At 66.5% G+C, this 20,631-nt stretch carries 21 protein-coding genes and 1 pseudogene; 8 read left to right on the top strand and 14 right to left on the bottom strand.

The window, feature by feature from the left end; all coding sequences use genetic code 11:
• Nucleotides 1–7: 7 nt before the first annotated feature.
• From EY713_RS08620 to EY713_RS08630, 3 genes are read left to right on the top strand one after another with little or no spacing between them, the layout of a single operon-like run.
• Nucleotides 8–1,687, top strand: a complete 1,680-nt coding sequence (locus tag EY713_RS08620) for an ABC transporter permease (RefSeq protein ID WP_131114431.1) — start codon at nt 8–10, stop codon at nt 1,685–1,687.
• The gene (locus EY713_RS08625) at nt 1,687–2,388 is read left to right on the top strand and encodes an ATP-binding cassette domain-containing protein (RefSeq protein ID WP_131119466.1); all 702 of its coding nucleotides are present in this window, start codon (nt 1,687–1,689) and stop codon (nt 2,386–2,388) included. Before EY713_RS08620 ends, EY713_RS08625 begins: the two co-directional genes overlap by 1 nt.
• On the top strand, nt 2,385–3,053 hold the full coding sequence (locus EY713_RS08630; protein WP_131114432.1) for a CDP-alcohol phosphatidyltransferase family protein: 669 nt from the start codon (nt 2,385–2,387) through the stop codon (nt 3,051–3,053). The genes EY713_RS08625 and EY713_RS08630 overlap by 4 nt, the downstream gene beginning before the upstream one ends.
• Here EY713_RS08630 and EY713_RS08635 read toward each other — a convergent pair.
• The 12 genes and pseudogenes from EY713_RS08635 to EY713_RS08685 form a co-directional block, all read right to left on the bottom strand.
• Nucleotides 3,004–4,167: an FAD-dependent oxidoreductase gene (locus tag EY713_RS08635; protein ID WP_131114433.1), complete on the bottom strand. Its 1,164-nt coding sequence runs from the start codon at nt 4,165–4,167 to the stop codon at nt 3,004–3,006. The two genes, EY713_RS08630 and EY713_RS08635, sit on opposite strands and share 50 nt — an antisense overlap.
• On the bottom strand, nt 4,164–4,934 hold the full coding sequence (locus EY713_RS23315) for an FAD-dependent oxidoreductase (RefSeq protein WP_281015370.1): 771 nt from the start codon (nt 4,932–4,934) through the stop codon (nt 4,164–4,166). Before EY713_RS23315 ends, EY713_RS08635 begins: the two co-directional genes overlap by 4 nt.
• Complete coding sequence (locus EY713_RS23140; RefSeq protein ID WP_281015371.1) at nt 4,856–5,590, bottom strand: FAD-dependent oxidoreductase; 735 nt, start codon at nt 5,588–5,590, stop codon at nt 4,856–4,858. Before EY713_RS23140 ends, EY713_RS23315 begins: the two co-directional genes overlap by 79 nt.
• The gene (locus EY713_RS08645) at nt 5,587–6,339 is read right to left on the bottom strand and encodes a TVP38/TMEM64 family protein (protein ID WP_131114434.1); all 753 of its coding nucleotides are present in this window, start codon (nt 6,337–6,339) and stop codon (nt 5,587–5,589) included. The genes EY713_RS23140 and EY713_RS08645 overlap by 4 nt, the downstream gene beginning before the upstream one ends.
• 422 nt (nt 6,340–6,761) lie before the next feature.
• Nucleotides 6,762–7,758 (bottom strand): annotated as a pseudogene (locus EY713_RS08650) (DHA2 family efflux MFS transporter permease subunit); the annotation flags it as partial.
• On the bottom strand, nt 7,742–8,248 hold the full coding sequence (locus EY713_RS08655) for an isoprenylcysteine carboxyl methyltransferase family protein (protein WP_131114435.1): 507 nt from the start codon (nt 8,246–8,248) through the stop codon (nt 7,742–7,744). The gene EY713_RS08655 and the pseudogene EY713_RS08650, both read right to left, overlap by 17 nt.
• Nucleotides 8,245–9,297 carry a type III polyketide synthase gene (locus EY713_RS08660; protein WP_131114436.1) on the bottom strand — a complete coding sequence of 351 codons (1,053 nt, stop codon included), beginning with the start codon at nt 9,295–9,297 and terminating at the stop codon, nt 8,245–8,247. The genes EY713_RS08655 and EY713_RS08660 overlap by 4 nt, the downstream gene beginning before the upstream one ends.
• A 187-nt stretch (nt 9,298–9,484) precedes the next feature.
• Nucleotides 9,485–11,740, bottom strand: coding sequence for a catalase/peroxidase HPI (katG, locus tag EY713_RS08665; RefSeq protein WP_170314107.1), 2,256 nt, complete (start codon nt 11,738–11,740; stop codon nt 9,485–9,487).
• 117 nt (nt 11,741–11,857) lie between these two features.
• Nucleotides 11,858–12,559, bottom strand: a complete 702-nt coding sequence (locus EY713_RS08670) for an MIP/aquaporin family protein (RefSeq protein ID WP_131114438.1) — start codon at nt 12,557–12,559, stop codon at nt 11,858–11,860.
• Between the two features lie 31 nt (nt 12,560–12,590).
• Nucleotides 12,591–13,199, bottom strand: a complete 609-nt coding sequence (locus tag EY713_RS08675) for a cytochrome b (protein WP_131114439.1) — start codon at nt 13,197–13,199, stop codon at nt 12,591–12,593.
• A gap of 8 nt (nt 13,200–13,207) precedes the next feature.
• Nucleotides 13,208–13,645, bottom strand: coding sequence for a sulfocyanin-like copper-binding protein (locus EY713_RS08680; RefSeq protein ID WP_131114440.1), 438 nt, complete (start codon nt 13,643–13,645; stop codon nt 13,208–13,210).
• 48 nt (nt 13,646–13,693) lie between these two features.
• Nucleotides 13,694–14,500, bottom strand: coding sequence for a Dps family protein (locus EY713_RS08685; RefSeq protein WP_342635983.1), 807 nt, complete (start codon nt 14,498–14,500; stop codon nt 13,694–13,696).
• A 175-nt stretch (nt 14,501–14,675) separates the two neighbouring features.
• Between EY713_RS08685 and EY713_RS08690 the strand changes: the two genes are divergently transcribed.
• The 5 genes from EY713_RS08690 (at nt 14,676) to EY713_RS08710 (ending at nt 18,354) form a co-directional block, all read left to right on the top strand.
• Nucleotides 14,676–15,353: a response regulator transcription factor gene (locus tag EY713_RS08690; protein WP_131114441.1), complete on the top strand. Its 678-nt coding sequence runs from the start codon at nt 14,676–14,678 to the stop codon at nt 15,351–15,353.
• The gene (locus EY713_RS08695; protein WP_131114442.1) at nt 15,340–16,767 is read left to right on the top strand and encodes a sensor histidine kinase; all 1,428 of its coding nucleotides are present in this window, start codon (nt 15,340–15,342) and stop codon (nt 16,765–16,767) included. Before EY713_RS08690 ends, EY713_RS08695 begins: the two co-directional genes overlap by 14 nt.
• Before the next feature lie 83 nt (nt 16,768–16,850).
• A complete protein-coding gene (locus EY713_RS08700; protein WP_131114443.1) occupies nt 16,851–17,159 on the top strand; it encodes a hypothetical protein in 309 nt (102 codons plus the stop codon).
• 131 nt (nt 17,160–17,290) lie between these two features.
• Nucleotides 17,291–17,620, top strand: a complete 330-nt coding sequence (locus EY713_RS08705) for a cytochrome c (RefSeq protein WP_165491074.1) — start codon at nt 17,291–17,293, stop codon at nt 17,618–17,620.
• Entirely contained in the window at nt 17,617–18,354 is a 738-nt protein-coding gene (locus EY713_RS08710; RefSeq protein WP_131114445.1) for a cytochrome b/b6 domain-containing protein, read from the top strand. Before EY713_RS08705 ends, EY713_RS08710 begins: the two co-directional genes overlap by 4 nt.
• Nucleotides 18,355–18,381: 27 nt before the next feature.
• On the opposite strand, the gene EY713_RS08715 is transcribed toward EY713_RS08710, so the two are convergent.
• Nucleotides 18,382–19,737: a sensor histidine kinase gene (locus EY713_RS08715; protein ID WP_131114446.1), complete on the bottom strand. Its 1,356-nt coding sequence runs from the start codon at nt 19,735–19,737 to the stop codon at nt 18,382–18,384.
• Nucleotides 19,730–20,413: a response regulator transcription factor gene (locus tag EY713_RS08720; protein WP_131114447.1), complete on the bottom strand. Its 684-nt coding sequence runs from the start codon at nt 20,411–20,413 to the stop codon at nt 19,730–19,732. The genes EY713_RS08715 and EY713_RS08720 overlap by 8 nt, the downstream gene beginning before the upstream one ends.
• Nucleotides 20,414–20,631: the final 218 nt, after the last annotated feature.

Consider the following 20,631-nt stretch of genomic DNA (forward strand, 5'->3'; position numbering starts at 1 on the left):
GGCTGCCATGTTGAGCTGGGCTCCATTCCTCACGATCCTACTCGTCGCCGGGCCGGTCTTGGCCGGGCTGATCTTCACCGGGCTTCCCGCTCTCGACGTCATGCCGTCGCTCGGCCGGACCCATCCCTCGCTCGCCGGGTTCATTGTCCTGTTTCACATGCCGGGCTTCGTCACGGCGCTACGGCTGACGCTTGTGACGGGCGTCGGCGCGGCGCTGCTGTCCTTCGCTCTCGCGGTGGCTTTCTCCGCCGAAGCCCTTACCCGTCCGAGCTGGCGCTGGCTCACCCGGTTGCAGACACCAATCCTCGCCAGCCCCCACAGCGCGATCGCGCTGGGCTTCGCATTTCTGATCGCACCAAGCGGCTGGATCGTCCGGCTTCTGTCGCCCTGGGCGACCGGCTGGACGCTGCCGCCCGGCGACCTCGTCACGCTCCGCGATCCCTGGGGCTTGGCGATGGTGCTCGGCCTCACGCTCAAGGAAACGCCCTATCTGGTGCTGATGATCATCTCGGCCTCGGCGCAGGTCCCGGCGCGATCACTGATGGCCGCCGCGGGTGCACTCGGTGATCCGCTCGCCGTCGCATGGATCAAGGTCGTGTTCCCCTCGGTGTACCGGCAGGTCAGATTGCCGATGCTGGCGGTCCTCGCCTTCTCCCTGTCGGTTGTGGACATGCCCCTGATCCTCGCGCCGGGTAATCCGCCGCCGCTTGCGGTTCTCGCGGTCCGGTGGCTCACCAACTACGATCTGAGCATGTATGTGCCTGCGGCGGCCGCGGCCATGCTGATCATGCTGATCGTGCTCGCCAGTGGCGCTCTTTGGTGGGTGGCGGAGTGGCCGGTCGCCTGGCTGGCGCGGGTCTGGGTCGAACGCGGTGGCCCCAACCCTCTCTTGGACATGATCCTCTGGTCGGCTGCGCGCCTCGCCGTCGTCCTGGGCGCAGCGGCCTTTGCCGGCGGAACCGGGCAGGCGCTGTGGTCGGTGGCCCGCCTCTGGCCGTTTCCGGACGCGCGACCCGTCGCCTTCACCCTCGCGACCTGGACCGGTCAGGCGCAACACTCGCTCGGGACAATAGCGGTCACGGTGGCGGTCGCTGGAGCGGTGGTGGGGTCGGCGCTGGTCCTGTCGCTTGCGTGCCTCGAACATATGCAGCGACAGCGCGGGCGGCTCGGGCTAGGAATGCAGGCCCTCGTATTCGCGCCCTTGCTCGTGCCGCAGATCGCCTTCCTGTTCGGTATGCAGGTCCTCCTCGTCAGACTCCACCTCGATGGCACGCTGATCGCGGTCGCCTGGAGCCACCTCATCTTCGTGCTGCCCTACGTGCTGCTATCCCTCAGCGACCCGTTTCTCGCGCTTGATCCCCGCTACGCGGCGTCGGGCGCCGCCCTGGGCGCGGGACGGGCGCGGGTGTTCTTCGCGTTGAAGCTGCCCCTCCTGATCCGGCCCATCGCGGTCGCGGCCGCCGTCGGCTTCGCGGTCAGTTTCGCCCAATATCTGCCGACGCTGTTCGCCGGCGCGGGCCGTATCGCAACCCTCACGACCGAGGCGGTGACCCTGTCGAGTGGCGGTGACCGGCGGATCATCGGCGTGCTAGCCATGCTGCAGGCAGCGCTGCCGCTTGCGGCTTATGGGCTTGCGCTCGGCGCTCCATTCCTGCTCTTCCGTCGACGAGGCGGCATGAGACCATGATGGCCGATGGCGCCCTGCCGCTGCACCTCACGGATGTCACGCTTCGCTTTCGCGCCACCGGCGCCCCGTTGCTGCAAGCGGTGTCGCTCACGGTCGCGCCCGGCGAGATCGTGACCATCATGGGGCCGAGCGGGTCGGGCAAGTCGACGCTGTTGGCGTATGCGGGCGCCTTTCTCGATCCCATGGCCTTCACCGCGAGCGGAACGATCCGGCTCGGCGACACCCGGCTCGACGACAAGCCGGCCGCGCTACGTCGCCTCGGGATCCTTTTTCAGGACCCGATCCTGTTTCCCCATCTGTCCGTCGCCGGCAACCTGCTGTTCGGGCTTCCCCGTGCCGTCTACAGAACCCGGGTGAGCCGTCTCGCGGCTGTCGAACGCGGCTTGGCAAGCGTCGGCTTGACCGGGTTCGGACCCCGCGATCCTGCGTCCCTGTCCGGCGGCCAGAAGGCCCGCGTGGCCCTGCTGCGGACCCTGCTGTCGGAGCCGCGCGCGCTGCTTCTCGACGAACCCTTTGGCAAGCTCGATGCGACGCTGCGCGCCGAGGTCAGAGACTTGGTCTTCGCCCGCGCCGTCGAAAGGCGGCTTCCAACGCTTCTCGTGACGCACGACGAGGCTGACGCAACTGCGGCGGGCGGCCCGATCTTCGCCATCGCGGATGGTCGACTCGTCCCGGTACCTGCGAGAAGGGCCCCGCTATGATCGACGCTCGACTTCAGCCCGTACTGCGCGCTGTCTATGCCGCGCCGGCGCGCTGGATGGCCCGCCGCGGCTTTACGGCCGACATGCTGTCCGTCGCGGGGTTTCTTGTCGGGATCGCTGGATCGGCCTGCGTTGCATCGCGCGCGTTCTGGACCGGCCTGGGCCTCATCCTCCTGAACAGGATCATGGACGGTCTGGACGGCGCGGTCGCCCGGCACGTTGGGCCAACAGACCGCGGCGCGTTTCTCGACATCGCCCTCGACTTCGTCTTCTACGCCACCGTCCCTCTTGCCTTCGCGATTGCGGATCCGAAAGCCAATGCGCTTGCCGCCGCGGCGCTGCTGTTCGGCTTCATGGGATCCACCAGCAGCTTCCTGGCCTTCGCGGCCGTCGAAGCGCGCCGGGGCCTCGCACCGGCGGTGTTCCCACACAAGGGCATCCACTATCTCGGAGGCATCACGGAAGGTTTTGAGACGATCGCGTTCTTCGTCGCGATGACGCTGTGGCCGCGGGCCTTCGCGCCGCTCGCCTGGGTCTTCGCCGCGCTCTGCCTGGTGACGACAGTCACGCGATGGTGGTGGGGCTGGGCGGCCTTTTCCGGCCCCCGTCAGCCCCTCACAGGTTCTGGTAGCGCGCAATCCAGCGCCGATCGAGCCAATCCTTGATGCGCCACACCCAGTCACCCTCGACCATGAGGCCGTTGCGGACGGCAACCGCATGTCGACTGCCCGTCGAGATCAGCACCAGATTGTCGCGTTGTGGCCGGTACGGTCGCGGCGGATCGCCAACCAGGGCCCGTCGGAGATTATCGGCCAAAACTGGCCCCTGCCGGACCGCATAGACGCCTGCCTTGGGCAGATCGCGCGGCCCGAAGCGCACCGCGTCGCCCACGGCGAAGACGCCGGACTGCCGTCGCACATTAAGCCCCGCGTCAACCTGAATGAAACCCAATGGGTCCAGTGGCAGGCCGGTGCCGCGCAGCCAAACCGGTGCCGCCGCCTGGGTCACCCACAGCACCGCCTCCACGGGCAAGGGCGGACGACCCTCGATTTGCAGATGGTCGGCCGCGACGGCCGTCACGCGGGCGTCGCACAGGAGCGCAACGCGCCGTGATGACAGGTGCCGTTCCAGCCGGCGAGAGGCGCCAGCGGGCAAAGCGGGAAGGATGCGGGACCCGCGCGTGACGAGCCGCAGATCGATCGACCCCGGGTCCTTTCCAGCACCGCGGGCTACAAGCCGCAGGCGATGCGCAACCGCCAGGGCGAGTTCGACCCCGCCGGCCCCACCCCCCACCAGCGCGATGCGGCACACGCAACCCGCCCGCACCTGCCCCAGCAGATCGTCGAAGCGGCTGAGAAAGCCGCCGATCGGCTTGACCGGAAGGGCGTACTCGGCAGCACCAGGGACAGCAGCGGCGGCCGGACTGATGCCGATATCGAGCGACAGAACGTCGTAGCCGATGATGCTCCCATCGGCGCAGCGGGCCTCGCGTGCCGCTAGATCGAGACCGATCACGATTCCTTCGACGAAGCGCGCTCCAGCCACGTCGGCAAGGCGGCCCGCATCGATATGGGCGTCATCGAACCCGTAGAGGCCGGCTACGAGTCCCGGCAGCATCCCGGAATAGGGGGTGAATTGGCTCATCGTGACGAGCACGACGTCGACACCGGGCACAGGCTTCATGGCGAACGATCGCAACACCTCGACATGGGCGTGACCGGCCCCCACCAGGAGCACAACGCGGCGGCCGGCGCCACCCGCGCCCGCCAAGCGTGTCATCGCGGCAGCCAGCCCAGTGCTCCGACGAGGCGGCGAGTCGTTTTGCTGAAGAGTGCCGGCTTATAGTAATCGCTCGCAGCCGCCTTCGCGGTTTCGCCGAAGGTCGGATAGGGCAGCATCAGACCCGCGACCGCCCTCAGCGTCAGCTTGCGGCTGATCGCCAGGCACCACAGGCCGATGATCTCGCCCGCCGCGGGTGCCAGGATCGAGGCACCGAGGATCCGGCCGCCGCGATCCACCACGACCTTGAGCGATCCTGCGGTCCGGCGCTCCACGACGGCGCGATCGTTTCGGGCGAGCGGCACGTTGAGCACGCCGACCCGGTCGCCGTGTCGGGTACGCGCGGCCGCTTCCGTCAGGCCGACGTGGGCGAGTTCCGGATCGGCGTAGGTCACCCAGGGAAGTGCCCGGTAATCGACTTGGGCGGGGAGCCGGAACGCGATGTTGCGAACCACGATGCCGGCCTGGTAGCTCGCCGCATGGGTGAAGCGGGGCCCGTCGATGACGTCGCCCAGCGCGAAGACATGGCGTTGGTTGGTGCGCAGGCGGCCATCGACGGTAATGCCGCGCGCCGTACTAGCGATACCCGCGGCGTCTAGGCCGAGCGCGCCGATGGCCGGGGTTCGGCCAGTCGCGATCAGACAATGCGAGCCCGTGATGACCGCTCTCTCGCCGCCTTGTCGCACTGTCATCGCCACCGTACCCGGGCCATGCGTCGCGCGCTCGATCGTGGCGTGTTCGCGAACCGCGATGTCGGCGTCGTGCATCGCCTGGCGTAGCTCCCCGACGAGTTCGGGCTCGTCGCGTGGCAGGATCGTGCCGCGCTGGATGAGGTTACAGGAACGCCGAGACGGCGGTGGGCGAAAGCCATTTCCACCCCGATGGGGCCGCCGCCGAGGATCAGAAGATGGTCGGGTTTGTGGCGCAGCCGAAAGATCGTCTCGTTAGTCAGGATCGTGTCGGCGTTGAGCCCGGGGATCGAGGGGATCGTTGGACGCGACCCCGTGGCTAGGACGATCCAGCGCGAGCGAACTCGACCGGTGCCGAGCGTGAGCGTGCGGGCATTCTCGAAGCGGGCCGTGCCACGCAGCACCGTCACCCCCATGCCCTCGAACCGCGCCGCCGAGTCATACGGCGCGATCCTGTCGATCACGTTTTGGATGCCATCCTTGACGCCGCCGAAATCGATCGTCGGATCGCCGTCGCCAAGACCGGCCATCTTTGGGGCCGCAGCGGCATGCACGCGTTTGGCCGCGGCCAACAGCGCCTTGGACGGCACGCACCCGGTATTCAGGCACTCTCCGCCCATGGCGCCCTGTTCGATCAGAGCCGTCGCGAGGCCAAGTTGCGCGCATCCCGCGGCGACCGATAAGCCCGCCGATCCCGCCCCGATGACGCAAACGTCGAACGCATGGTCTGTCATCCCCGGTCCTCTCCGTGCGGTGCGCTACTTCGAGCCCAAGGTCTCCAGGACCTGAGAAGGATGGGCAGGAGCGAAAGGCCGGCGAGCCCGAACAGGGCCACCAAGGCGCCGGGCGACAACAGACCGGACAGGCTGGATACCGTTCCGATCTCCCGGCCGAGGCTGTTGTAGATGAAGGCCGCCGGTGCAATGCCGATGGCCGTGGTCACCAGGAAGGTCGTCAGGCGGAGGTCGAACAGCGCCGCCGCAGGATTGACCAGAAAGAACGGAAAAAGCGGCATAAAGCGAAGGAACAGCAGCACCTCGATGGGATGAGCGGTCACGCCGGCCGATATCTTGTCGTAGAGGGGCCCGGCACGCCGCCGGAGCGGCTCCCCCAGCGCACTGCGCGCGATCGAGAAGACGATCGCGGCCCCGAGGGTTGCGCCGATCACCACGAGGGCAGTCCCAAGCCAGCGTCCGAATAGGAACCCGCCAAGCAGACTGAGAACGGCAGCTCCTGGAATGGCCGCCGCCGCGACGGCGACGTAGAGGACCACAAAGCCCAGTGCGGTGAGGCCGGCGTGCTGAACTGTCCAGCCGAGGAGCGTCTGTCGTTCGGCCAACACGGCTTGCAGGCTCAGACAGTGCGACGCGCCTGAGACATAGGCTGCAATGACGGCCACGATGAGAAAGGCGCTGAGGCCGATCGCGATATGATGATGACGAGACAGGCGAATCTCACAGTCGACGAAGGCGCCGCGAACCATAGACCTAGCGCACGCGAGTGCGGCGACCCTGTAGAATACGACGTTCCTTCATTCGGACTCGTACGGCAACCTAACGGCTCTCGTTGATGGTCAAGAGCTTGACCAGCCTCGGCATCGATCGCCAAGCGATCGCCTCCACATCCTGAAAGGGCTGCTTTCGAGACGGGTATTCTGCCGCTCACGCCTCGTTGATGGGCGCGAAGCTGTCCGGCTGCTCTACGACTGAAATTGGCCGAACGCGGAATGACCGCTTTAGAAAACACAGGTCGAGAAGCTAACGTTCAGCAGATCAAGGCTCTGCCAATCCCAGCTTGGGCCCGCCGGCAGCCGGGTTGCGGTGTTAGGCATCATGCGGGCGAAGCTGGCCGGTCGGCTTGGCGGCGTGGTGCGGCTTCACGCTGCCCTCGGCTGCGATCCTGATCGCGTGCCTGCGTCGTGACACGGGCGACCTTGGCCAGCAGTTGCGCGACCCCCGTCACCAGCATGGTTTCACCGATCGCCAACGGGTCATGACCGCGCACCAGCGCCAGGAACACCGGCATCAGGTAGATGGTGCCGAACAGGCCCATGCCGAGCACGAAGCTGAGCCCGCATCCGATCGCAAAAGCCCGATCGCGCAACAGCGCGATGTCGATCAAAGGGTGCGGTCGCGCAAGCGCCCTTACGACGAGCCAGACCAGGGCAAGAGCGCTGCAGGCCAGCAGACCCAGCACCTCGCCGGAGCCCCAGCCGCTTTGCGGCGCCTGTTTAAGCCCGATCTCCAGTGTCGCAAGGCCCAGGGCGAGCAGCGCCAGGGCTGCGGTATCGAGCCGCTTCAGGGCCGTGAGGCGAAGCGGATGCCGTGGCAGCGCCAAGCCGGCACAGAGCGCCGCCGCGGCGCCGGGCAGCACATTGATGAGGAACAGCCAGTGCCAGGAGAAGGTCTGGGTGATCCAGCCTCCGACGATGGGCCCGACGGTCGGCGCGAGTACGGCCAGCACGCCGGCCAGCGTGGTGGCAAGCCCCTGCTGGCGGACCGGGGAACAGCACGAACACGGCCGCGAAGACCGCCGGGATCAGGGTGCCGCCAGCCAGACCCTGCACGATGCGCCACCCCACCAGGGTCGCGAAGCTGTGGCTTGCGGCGCAGCCGACCGAAGCCAGGCTGAACAGCGAAACCGCGATAACGAACAGCCAGCGCATCGTCAGGGCACGCGTCAGCAGACCGGTGAGCGGGATCGCGATCACCTCGGCGATGAGGTAGGCGGTTTGCAGCCAGCTCATCGCCGACGGCGCGACCTTCAGCGCACCTTGAATGGTCGGCAGCGCGGTGGCCACGACCTGCACGTCGAGGATGGCCATGAACATGCCGACGCACATGGCCATGAAGCCGATCGCGACGGTCACGGGCGTCCGCTCGGTCTCAGCGTGCGCCAGCATGCCTCGTCCCGGCGAGAGCCTGGCTCTCGGCCCGGATGCGGACGACCAGCACGGCGGCGTTCAGCATCGAGAAGACCAGCGCCACCCAGGGCAGCCCGAAGACGAGCGGCAGCACCGCGATCTCGGCCACCACGACCATGTAGTTGGGGTGGCTCACCCAGCGATACGGTCCGCGCCGCACCAGAGCGCCGGCGGGAAGCACGATGATGCGCGTCGTCCAGCGCGGGCCGAGCGTGCCGATGACCCAGACTCGCAGAGCCTGCAACACGCAGAACAGGACAAGCCATGCGGGCCGCACGGCGGCCGACCAGCCCAGGATCCATAGCGTCGCGAGCCACAGCCCATGCACAGCGATGATCGCCGGATAGTGGCCGGGTGCCGCCTCGACGGCGCCCTGATCGAGCAATCGCCGGGTGTTGTGACGCGCCAGCGCGAGTTCCCCGAGGCGCTGCAGCGTCACGAGCGTGAGGACCAAAACCGCGAGGCTCAAACGGTCTTCCTCAGGACAGCGCAGCTCGAGGTGAAGCCGGGCCCCATGGCGTTGAGCACCGAGCAATCCGGCAGGCCCGCCCGAATCACGCGGTCCAGCACGAACAGCACGGTGGGGGCGGACATATTGCCGTGTGACGCCAGCACCGTGCGTTCATGGTCGAGCGACCCCGGCGTCAGCTCCAGCGCGCCCTCCAGCGCCGACACGACCTTGCGGCCACCGGGGTGACAGACGAAGCGATCAACGTCCGACATCCGATGACCGGAGCGGGCCAGAATGCTCTTCACCGCAGGCCCGACGTTCTCGCGCGCGAAGGGCGGGATGGCTTGCGCGAAGATGACGCCGAAGCCCTGGGGGTCGACACTCCACCCCATGATGTCGAGCGTATCGGGCCAGGTATGCTCGCCCGCGGCCTCGATGGCCGCGAGGCCACCGTCGCCGGCCCGCAGCACGCATGCTGCGGCGCCGTCGCCGAACAGCGCCGTCGCCACGATATTGGCCTTCGTCAGCTCGTCGAGCCGGAACGACAGGGTGCAGAGTTCGACCACCACCAGCAGCACGTTGGTGCCGGGCCGCGCCACCGCCAGCCGGGCCGCGATCGAGACCCCCGAGACGCCGCCAGCGCAACCGAGGCCGAACACCGGCACCCGCCCGATGTCGGAGCGGAACCCCATCCGGGCTGCCACCCGCGCCTCGAGGCTGGGCGTGGCGACCCCCGTCGAGGTCACCGTGACGACGGTATCGACATCGGCAGCTGAAAGATTGGCCGCCGCGAGCGCCTTGGTGGCTGCCTCGATAAATAACGCCTCGCCGCCTTCGATGAAGGCCGCCGTCCGCTCGGGCCAGCCGAGCGGCTGGGCGTACCATTCCATGGGACGGACCGCATGCCGCGTGACGATTCCGCTGGTCTCGAAGACGCGCGACAGGCGGTCGAAATCAGCATACCGATCCGAGAACATTGTAGTGGCCACACGGGCCACATCGGACTGCTTGAACACGAAGGGCGGAGAGGCAGTCGCGACCGACTGAAGATGGGCTAATAGGTTCACGCCGCCGCCTTGTTTTTATGGTGTGACGCGACCGACGAAGCGTCAGTTTGGCTGAGACTTGGTCACAAAGATCGAGATGCGATCCTCCGATGACCGCAAGGCTGTCGCCGTCCTACAACACGGCGATGGGGGCGGCCTGCCGTTCGGCAAGCCGCCCCCCCACCGTCCTGCAGCGTCGATCCTCGTGTCAGGTGCCGACGTCGTACCGATCGAGCATCATCACCTTATCCCAGACCTTGACGAAGTCCTTCACGAACCGGGCATGCCCGTCGCTGCTGGCGTAGACCTCGACGACGGCGCGCAACTGGCTGTTCGATCCGAAGATCAGGTCGTTCCGGGTCGCGGTGAAGCGCGGCGCGCCCGAGGTCCGGTCGTCGATCGAGAACGCCATGCCCTTGTCGTCGGTCTTCTTCCACACGTAGTCCGTATTGGTCAGCGTGGTGAAGAAGTCGTTGCTGAGGACGCCGACCCGATTGGTGAAGATGCCGGTCGAGGAGCCGTCGTGGTTGGAGCCCATGGCGCGCAGGCCGCCCACCAGCGCGACCCACTCGGGGACCGTGAGGGCCAGCAGTTGCGCCTTGTCGAGGAACAAATCCTCGGGCGACACGCCCTGGGAGATCGCCGCGAACTGGTCGTCGACATAGTTGCGGAACCCGTCGACCACGGGCTTCAGCCAGGTGAACATCTCGATGTCGGTCAGGTCCTGTGTCGTGTCGCGCCGGCCGGGCGTGAACGGCACCGCGATCTGGACGCCCGCGTCCGACGCGGCCTTCTCGAGCGCGGCGCAACCGCCGAGCACGATCAGGTCGGCGAGCGACACTTTCATGGCGCCGCCCACTTGCCTGCCGTCGAAGTCCTGCTTGACGTTCTGCAGTGCCGCGATGACCGGCCCGGTGCGCCGATTGACGGCCCAATCCTTCTGCGGCGAAAGCGCCAACCGGCCCCCGTTCGCGCCACCGCGCTTGTCGCTGTTGCGGTAGGTGGAGGCTGCCGAAAACGCCGTGAAGACGAGGTCCGACACGCTGAGGCCGCTCGAAAGGATCGACTGCTTGAGCGCCGCGATCTCGGCCGCGCCGATCACGTCGTAGTCGCGCGGCGGAATTGGATCCTGCCACAGCAGGCCGTTCTCGTTCCGCTTCTCCGGCCCGAGGTAACGCTCGCGCGGGCCCATGTCGCGATGGGTCAGCTTGTACCACGCCTTCGAGAAGGCCTGCGTGAAGGCATCGAAGTCGTTCAGGAATTTCTCGCAGACGGCGCGGTAATCCGGATCGACCTTGAGCGCGATGTCGCTGGTCATCATCATCAGCGGGTTCATCTTGCCCGGCACATGGGCGTCGGGCGTCTTCGGCGCATCCGCGTCGATCGGCGTCCACTGCGACGCACCGGCGGGGCTCTTGGTCTGCGTCCATTCGAACTTGAAGAGGTTCTCGAGGTAGCTGTTGTCCCATTGGGTGGGATCGGGCGTCCAGCTGCCCTCGATACCGTTCGTCATCGTGAACTGACCAGAGCCGGTGCCGACCGGGTTGTGCCAACCCAGACCCATCGCCTCGATGGGCGAGATCTCGGGCGGCGCGCCGATCTGATCGGCCGCCACCATGCCGTGGCTCTTGCCGAAGGCGTGACCGCCGGCGATTAGCGCGACCGTCTCCTCGTTGTTCATCGCCATGCGGGTGAACGTGATCCGGATGTCGCGCGCCGAGCCCATCGGGTCGCCGTTGGCGTAGGGGCCCTCGGGATTGACGTAGATCAGGGCCTGATGCGAGGCCGCCAGCGGATTTTCGAGGTCGTAGTCGGCATCGCCGTTCTGGCCGCGCCAGCGCTTGTCGCGCGTCACCATGCTGTCGAAGGACGACACGTTCTTGGGATCCTCCCACACCTCGGGACCCCAATAGGTGCGGGTGTCGGCTTCCCATGCGTCCCGCCGGCCGCCTGCGAACCCGTAAGTCGGCAGCCCCATGATCTCGAGCGCGACAGTTCCAGTCAGCACGATGAGATCTGCCCAGGACAGCGCATTGCCGTACTTCTGCTTGAGCGGCCAGATCAGGCGGCGCGATTTGTCGGTGTTGCCGTTGTCCCACCAGCTGTCGATGGGCGCGAAACGCTGCATGGCTTCGCCCGCGCCGCCGCGGCCGTCGGAGATGCGATACGTGCCGGCCGAGTGCCAGGCCATGCGGATCATCTGCGGGCCGTAGTTGGAATAGTCGGACGGCCACCAGGGCACGGACGTGGTCAGGAACGACTTGATGTCGCGCTTCAACGTCTCGTAATCGAGCGCGTTGAAGGCGTGCACGTAGTCGTAATCGTCGCCGAGCGGATTGGCGCGGGGCCCGTTGTGGTGGAGATATTCCACCTTGAGGCGCTGCGGATACCAGTCCGAGAGACCGGGGGGCGTGCCCTCGGCGCCGCCGACGCGGTCGCCGCCGAACGGGCATTTGCCTGCCATCTCGAAGGTCTTGGTGTTGGTCTTGTCGTCTTTGATGTCGAGCACGATCAGTTTCCTCACTCGGGTCTAAAACTGGCAGTCAACGGTGGACGGCGGAACCCGCGCGGACCGTGTGGATCAGGACCGCGCCGGAAGGCCCGGGACCGCGGAGGCGCTGGCATCGGCCTTCGTGTCTTTCCAAACGAGCCGATAAAGCAGTCCGGCGACGATTGCGCCTCCGAGCTGGGCCACTACGTAGAGGCCGACCTCGGCAAAGTCGCCTGTCGCAAGCGCGGGCCCAAGCGTCCGCGCCGGGTTGAGGCTGCCGCCTGTGACCGCCCCGAAACTCATAATGCAGAGAGCCACCGTCATCCCGATCGCGAATGGCGCGAACGGTCCGGCCGTGCCCCTCACCGCCGTATTGAGAACGATGCTGGCAAGAAAGAACGTCCCCACGGCTTCGAGCAAGAAGCCTCCGAGCAGCGTCGTCCTGCTCAGGTCGATCGATGTCGCGCCCAGGTGGTGCGGCGCGCCATGACCGTAGATGGCGACAAGTAGGAACGCCCCCGCAATGCCGCCAAGGAGCTGGGCGATGATGACGGGCACCGCATCCAACGGCGAGTGCTCGCCGGCCACCACGCTTGCGACGACGAGCGCCGGATTGACGTAGGATCCACTCTCGTTGCCGAACGCGTAGGCGAAGCTCATGATGACGAAGCCATGAGCCAGCGCCACGGCGACGGTCTCGTTCGGCGCGAGGACGATGACGGCCCCCGCACCGATGAAGATGAGAGCGAACGTCCCGAGGAACTCAGCCAAGAGGGGTTTAGTCAGGCGCATGGCACATTCCGATTTGGGGGGGCGTGAAGGGTCAGGAGCGGCCGATATTGCTCGCCGCCTTGAGAGACCGGCCCGTCGTCATGCGTTGCAGGACATCGTCCCTCTTGATGAAACGGTGCCGCAACGCCCCAGCGATGTGCAGCGCGAGCAACGCCAGGATGCCGTAGCCGAGCCAGCCGTGCAGGACGAAGAGACGATCGCCGAGATCCTGGTTCGCCTCGACGAGATCGGGCAGCGGGAGAAGGCCGAGGAACGTGACGGTGTCACCCTGCGCGTTGCTGCCGAGCCAGCCGAGGATCGGCATGGCCAGCAGGGCGAGGTACAGCAGTGCCTGGACCGTCCAAGCCAGCCACCGCTCCCAGGGCGCGCTCGGCACGGGCGGCAACGGATGCGTCGTGCGCCAAGTCACGCGCGCGAGGGTGACGAGCAAGATGCAGAGCCCGATCGAGCGATGAATCTCGACCAGTTTGGCTGCAGTGGGGCTTGGGCCGAGCGTATTGAACAGCCAGGCCGCGCCGAACCCGCCGGCCACGAGGGCGGCGGTAGCCCAGTGCAGGGCACGCGTGGTCACGCCCAGACGCCCGGCACGGGAGATGTCCATGCCGGGCGGGAGAACCGTATCGGCATCGCGGAGCGACATCGTGCCGCTCAGGGCGTTACGGTGAACGGTGCCGCCATCCCGGCCTCGTAGTGGCCCTTGATGTTGCAGATCAGCATGTAGTCGCCGGGCGTCACGCTCGCCTTGAGAACGCCGACGGCGCCGGCCTTGAGGTTGGACACCTCGCCGAGCGATTTGATCGCCTTCTCGTCGATGCGGTGCTTGGCGGGATCGAGGGGAAGCGTCTCGCTCTTGGATGCGAGCTTCACCAGGATCATCTCATGGCCCGTCTTCATCGCGGCGTTCGTGACGTCGAACTCGACCTTGCCGGCCGGCACGCTCGAAGGCGTGGCTTCGAGGCCCATCTTCTCATGGCTTTCGCCGGTGAGCCTCACCTTGACGACGGTATCGGCAAACGCCGCCGTCGCGGTCGCGGTGGTGAGGAGGCCGATCAAGAGCAACAGTTTGGGGGTGCATTTAAAAGTCATGGTCATATCCTCAAAGGGCGAGCGCCGACGTCGGCGCTCGCGTAGGACTCACTTGGCGTTCGGATCGATTTTGGACGGCTGGCTCGGCAGGTCGACCGGCTTGTTGTTGTTGATGTCGAACCCGGTGTTGGGGTCGGTGTGCGTCCCCTGGACGAAGGCGCGCATCTGCCACTGGTACTTGTCGATGCCGTGCTCGATCTCCTGCAGCAGGTTTGACGAGGTCGGATCGGGATCCTGCGTGTCCTTGATGCCCGCGCGGACCTCCTCGCCCACCGTCTTGTAGGCATTGGTGAACCAGACGATGACCTGGGCATCGTCGATGTAGCCGCCGGGGATCTCGGGAATAGCCGAGGTCTTCACGATCGTGCTGGCGCGTCCGTCCGATGACGACCCGATAGCGAGAAGGCGCTCGGCGCATTCGTCGGCGTACTTGGACAGGCCCTCATAATGGTCCTGCAAGAGTTCATGCAGCGAGTAGAAGAGCGTCCCGGAGACGTTCCAGTGGGCCTCTTTGGTCTGGAGCTGGAGCTGCTGCAACTCCGTCAGGGTTCTCTGGAGGGCGCCGACCGTCTTCTTATATCCCTCGACCCCACCTTCGGGGCTGACGTAGGGGCGGTCCGTGACGGCGTTGGTCGGGAACGCCCCAACCGGCTGCGGCATGCTCACGGGTGCTTGCGGCGACAGTGTCTTCACCTGCTCGGACCCCTGCGAGGTCTTGGCCTGCGCGACCTGGGTCCGGGCAGTCATGGGCCAGACAGTCGAAGCTCTGGTGTCGGGTGTGGTGGCGGCACTGGCCAGTCCAACGGGAAGCAGGACGCCGGCCAGGAGGCACGCGGCGATCTTGGTCATACGCATCAGTGAGCCTCAATTCCCATCGATGGGCGTCGCAGGGGTGGACGCCGTCGAGCCATGAGGTAGCGGTGCGCTGGGCTCGCACCACTAAATTCGAATTCAGGCGCGCGCCGCCGAAAGCTGCGGACCGCACCGCCGGCGCGGTCTAGGTTGCGTCATCACTTCTCACCGGATGACGATGCCCAAGCTGCTGCTGATCGAGGATGACGACATCACTGCTGCGGAAATCGCATCGGATCTGCGCTGGCGCGGGTTCGGCGTCGAGATCGCCGCCGACGGAATCGAAGGCCTCAAACAGGCGCGTGAAGGGTCATGGGACGTCATCGTGATCGACCGCATGCTGCCGGGCTGCGACGGTTTGACTGTGCTCAAGACCCTGCGAGGCGAGGACAACAAGGTCCCGGCCTTGATCCTGAGCGCGATGGGGCATGTGGACGAGCGGGTCCGTGGCTTGCGGGCGGGCGGCGACGATTATCTCAGCAAGCCCTTCTCGCTCGTCGAACTCGCCGCCCGCGTGGAGGCGCTGCTGCGCCGGCCGGCGGCGTCGCGCGAGACGCTTCTCCGTGTCGGGCCGCTGGAGTTGGACTTGATCACGTCGACGGCAACGCGTGGTCAGCGCTCGCTCGACCTGTTGCAACGCGAGTTCAAGCTCCTCGAATACCTGATGCGGCGCGAGGGGCAGGTCGTGACCCCAGCCATGCTGTTCGAGGAGGTCTGGAACTACAATTTCATGCCGCGCACGAACCTCATCCACGTCCACATGGGACGCCTGCGCCGCAAACTCGACGGCCCCGATGAAACGCCTTTGATCGAGACCGTGCGCGGGATCGGATATATGCTGCATGCTCCGGCTTGATCTCTTCCGGACGACCGCCTTTCGTTGGGCGATGACGGCAGCGGCCGCTTTCACCGGTCTGTCCATCATCCTGTTCGCCTTCGTGTACTGGCAGACGGCTCATTACGAGCGTGCGCAGTTGGACGACATGCTCCGCCACGAGGCGAAGGCCATCGCGGACGACCCGGGAGCCGCTGTTGCGGCCCTGAAAGCGTGGCTGCGGGATGATGTTCACAGCGTTCGGTATGGCATACTCGCCACCCATGACGGGGTCGCGCAAGCCGGCAACATGCCTTCGCTGCCCAAAGATCTTTGGCCCGACGCCAAGCCGCAATACGCCACGACCGAGGCGCAGGACGCGGACGGCGACGAGCGCGGCGAACGGATCCGGGCGATCGGACTGAACCTGCCGGACGGCCGCACGCTCGCGCTCGGCAACGACACGGATGCGCTGGAGCACGTCAGCGTCGTGATCATCCGGGCGCTCGGCCTCGGGCTCGGGCCCATGGTGGCCCTTTCCCTTCTAGGCGGGGCGCTCCTGGGTCGCCGCGCGCTCGGACGCGTCACGGTTCTCAGCGAAGCCATCGCCGCGATCCGCGAGGGTCGGCTGAGTGAGCGTCTTCCTCTGACAGGGCGGCGCGATGAATTTGACCGTCTGGCGACCGACATCAACGCCATGATGGACGAGATCGAACGGCTGCTCGACGAAGTCCGCAGCGTCGGCGACAGTATCGCGCATGACCTCAGGACTCCGTTGACCCGGGCCCGCACCCGTCTTGAGCGCTCGAGGAACGCGGTGACGTCGCCGGCGGAGTTCGCGGCCGCCATTGACGAGACGCTCGGCTGGCTCGACCAGACTTTCGCGGTCATCACGGCCGTTCTGCGGATCGGCGAGATCGAACACGGCCGCCGTCGGGCGGCATTCCAATCCGTCGACCTGGGGCAGATCCTCGTCGAGGCGGCCGAGTTGTACGATCCGATCGCGGAAGACCGTGAGATCACCGTTCGGGTCGGCGTCGACCAGGCAAGTGGCGCAATCGCGATGGGCGATCGGGACCTGCTCTTCGAAGCCGTCGCGAACCTGCTCGACAACGCCATCAAGTTCACCCCGCGAGGCGGTCATGTGATGCTCTCCCTGGTCGAGCGGGACGGAAGCGCGGTGGTCACGGTCGCCGACGATGGACCCGGCATCGCCGAGGACGACCGCACGCGCGTGTTGAAACGCTTCTATCGAGCGGAGCGCAGCCGCCAACGAGAGGGCGTCGGGCTCGGCCTTTCGCTCGTCGCGGCGATCGCGACCCTGCATGGCTTCCGTCTCACGATCGGCGACAACCACCCCGGCTGCCGTATCGAACTCGTTTGCCCAGGCTCGACCGTTGCCGTGCGCAAGGGCGGACCCATCACATCGGACCTTGTTAGCCAAGGGGCGATTTGACCGGGTGCATTGCAGTCAGACCGCGTTCTTCACCCTCCCCGTCCGACAGCAATTCGACAGGCGACATCGGTAAATGTCTAATCATGACAGCTTTCACGATACGTCAGGCAGCCGCGCGTAATTGGCTGAACCGTTTGTTCGGCGCGTTTCCGCTGTCAGCGATCGCCTCGGCGACCCTACTGGCTGTCGGATGGGCGCAGGACGCTCCCGCTCAGCCGCGCGGAACCGAGGCGCAGCAAGCCGACTGCATGCCGGACGTCTTCCGGCTCTGCCCCAGCCATATTCCTGACGAGGAGGCGATCCTAGCCTGCCTGCACCGAAAGGCTGATCGGCTCAGCGCTCCCTGTCGCGAGGTCATCGATCCCAGAAAGCAAGTGGAGATCAAAAAATGATCGACTGGTTGGATCGAGGGGAAGGCTTGCGACGTCCACCTGTGGGAGCTGTAGCGCAAGGACGCTCGACTAGCCCGGCACGCCGCGCCATCGTAACCGGAATGACAGTCTTTTGGGGATTGGCCCCGCTGATGGCGTCGACGGAACCGCTCCTGGCAGACCCTCTCAAGGCGACGATGGCCGAGATGGCGCGGACGACGAAGGAGGCCAAGGCGGCGCTGTCCGTCACCGACCCGGCGACGTTCGATGCGATCCTGAAGGCCTATGCGGGTGAGGGAAGAGCGGGCATGGCGCTGTTCCCGGGTGGGAGCGCGAAGGGCCAGGATCTTCGGACGCGGTTCTCGAAGTTCGCGGCGACGGCCGACGCCGCCCGGCAACCAAGCACGACCCCGGCGCGGTTCAGGGCGGCCTTCGGCTCGCTCGTCAGCGAGTGCCGGTCGTGCCACTCGGCTTACAAATGAGCGCCGCTGAACGCCTGTTGCGGCGTCACTTCGACCCGGAGGGGAGCCGACGTCCCGACGTCCTGGCATGGGATCTGCCGACACGCCTGTTCAAGTGGGGGCTTGTCATCGCCGTCATCACCGCCTGGGTGTCCAGCGGCTTCGACGACCCCGCCATGACGGTGCACAAGGCAGCCGGCTATACGATCCTGACGCTCGTCATCTACCGTGTCCTATGGGGCTTCTTCGGTGGCACCACCGCGCGCTTCTCCACCTTCCTGACCTCTCCGGCCGCCGTCGTCGCCTACCTGAAAACGGTGTGGGCGGGCACTGAGCGGCCCTACCTGGGCCATAACCCCGCCGGCGGGCTCATGATCATCGGATTGCTGCTCGCCTGCGCGGTCCAGGTCGCTCTCGGCCTCTTCTCCAGCGACGGCGTGTTGGCGTCCGGCCCGTTTGCCGATGCGATCGGCGGCACATGGTCGTCACGGGCGGCGACCCTGCATTCGATCTGGTTCTACGTGATCCTGGGGCTGGCCGTCGTGCACATCGGCGTCAACCTGTTCCACCAATTCATCAAGCGCGATAACCTGATCGGCGCCATGCTCACGGGCCGCAAGGCCAGAGCCCCCTTCGCTGACGTTCGGAACCCGAAGCGCGGCTCGTCGCTTACGGCACTCCTATGCCTTGGCGTCGCGATCAGCTTGGTCTACGGCACCGTCGTCCTGTCCGGCGGGACGTTCTTCGCCGGCTGAACATCGGGTGCTTGGCCCTCTTCCCGCTCAGCCCTCGCGGTCGAGATCGGCCGCGAAAGCGAGTTCCATCGTGGTGCGGCTCCCACGCTCGACCGACATCTCCAGCGTCCCGCGATGCAGCCTCATGATGCGCCGGACGATCTCCAGCCCGATACCGGACGGGTCCGGCAAGCCATCACCGGGCATGCCCGGTGATGGCTCCTGACGAAGCAGGCCGGCATCGTCGCTCACCGACACGCGAGCGCCGGGACCGGCCGTGACCTCGATGGCGGTGCGCCCGGGTGTGTGCCGGATGGCATTCTCGATGAGGTTGCGGACTGCGTTCTCGATCAACGAAGGGTGGCCTTCCACCGTTGCGGCGCCAGCGTCCTCAAAGGCGATCGTGTCCTTGTGGTCGTAGACCCATGGCGCGACGTCGCTGACGACCGCTCGGCTCAGGGCAGCCAAGTCGATCGACCGGAACGTCGATCGGTCGGCGCCTTCCAGCCGGCCGAGATCGGTGATCTGTGCGACGAAGTGGGTTAGCGCGTCGAGGTCCTGCTCGATCTTTCGCGCGCGCGGATGCTCGATGTTGCCGAGTTCGAGCTTCACCATCGCCAACGGCGTCCGGATCTCGTGAGCGATGGCGGTGGTGTAGACGCGCTGGGCCTGCATCAGCGCGTTGATGCGCACCAGCATGCGGTTCACGGCCGCACCGAGGTTGGCGACCTCCCTCGGCATCCCCGCGATCTCGATCGTCTGGCTGGGGTCGAGCGGATCGATGTGCTCGGCCTGCGAGGCCGCCCGCTCCACCGGTCGCAGCGCGAGCTTCACCGACAGCAGGATGCCGCCAAGCACGAAGACGAGCATGATGGACATCGGGACGGCAAGGTGGTCGCCGAGTTCTCGTCCGAGAACGTGCCACATCACGCGTTCGTGGTCATCGAGCACCGCGACCTCGACGAAGATCTTTGCGCCATGAACATCGAACGATTGGCCACCGGCGACCGCGATCGGCTTGCCGCGCCGCAGCAGGCGCGACCAAAGATCGGGCGGGTTCACTTCCTGCGGCAGCAGATGTAGAGCGCAGCTCGCGTCGCAATTTGAGAACACGACTCGCCCCTCCGGTGTGCGCACGCGGGTGAAGTAGTCGCCGTTCGATCCCTGGTAGCGCTTCATGCCGCGCGGGACCGCGTAAGTTGGGCCGCCCGGGCCGATGCTCACTCCCTTGACCAAAGCGGCAGTCTCGCCCTCGATCATCAGGGAGGCGAGCTTGGGATCGTCGAAATAGTAGTCGGCCAGCACGACGGCCACCTGCACGGTCATCGCGAGGAGCGCGAAGACGACGATGCGCGAGCCGACGATCCGTGCGAGCGACGGTAGCGTCCGACCCCGCTCAGGCATGCGCCTTGACCTCCCGCAGCAAATAGCCGGCGCCCCTCACAGTCTCGATGGCGATACCGGCCTCGACGGGTTCGAGCCGCTTGCGGAGGCGCGAGATCGCCAGTTCGACGGCATTGGTCGAGATCTCCTCCCCGAAGGCGGACAAGGCAATCTCGATCCGTTCCTTTGGCACCACGCGGTCGGCGTGGCGCAGCAACAACTCCAGGAGGGATCGCTCGCGGGGCGAGACCGGCACGATGGAACCCCCGACGCGAACCGATCCGGACGCCGGATCGAATTCGAGACGGCCGAACTCGATACGCTCCGCGCGGTGAGGCCCGCTACGCCGCAAAAGGGCGCGGCAGCGGGCCAGGAACTCGATGTGATTGAACGGCTTCATCAGAAAATCGTCGGCCCCGCAGTCGAGGGCGTCGACGCGGTCGTCGATCGAGCCCCGCGCCGTCAGGACGAGGATTGGCACGGACGAGCCCTGCGCCCTGAGCGACCTGATCAACGACTTGCCATCGCCATCCGGGAGCCCGAGGTCGATGAGGACGAGGTCGTAGAGGATCGATCGCGAGGCCTCCGTGGCGGCCGCGATCGTGCCGACCGCGTCCAGCATCCAGCCCGCCCCGCGGATCCGCTCGGTGAGCAGGTCGCGTAGGCGAACACTATCCTCCACCAGCAGCAGCCTCATCGCGGCACTCCCCTGTTGGGGCTGACCTTACCGTCAGGAACGACCGCGCCGGGAAGTTTTCGCCGACGTTGACAGCAATCTGACAGGAGCGAGCGAGACGATGGGGGATGGAATGCGGCGCATGCGCCGGCGCCCTGGGTGACGCACACCATGACGGGGCCACGGTCGCCTTTGATGACACGCTCCCGATGGTGGCTAAGCGCCTTGGTCGGCAGCGA

The sequence above is a fragment of the Lichenihabitans psoromatis genome (assembly GCF_004323635.1).
Classification (GTDB): domain Bacteria; phylum Pseudomonadota; class Alphaproteobacteria; order Rhizobiales; family Beijerinckiaceae; genus Lichenihabitans; species Lichenihabitans psoromatis.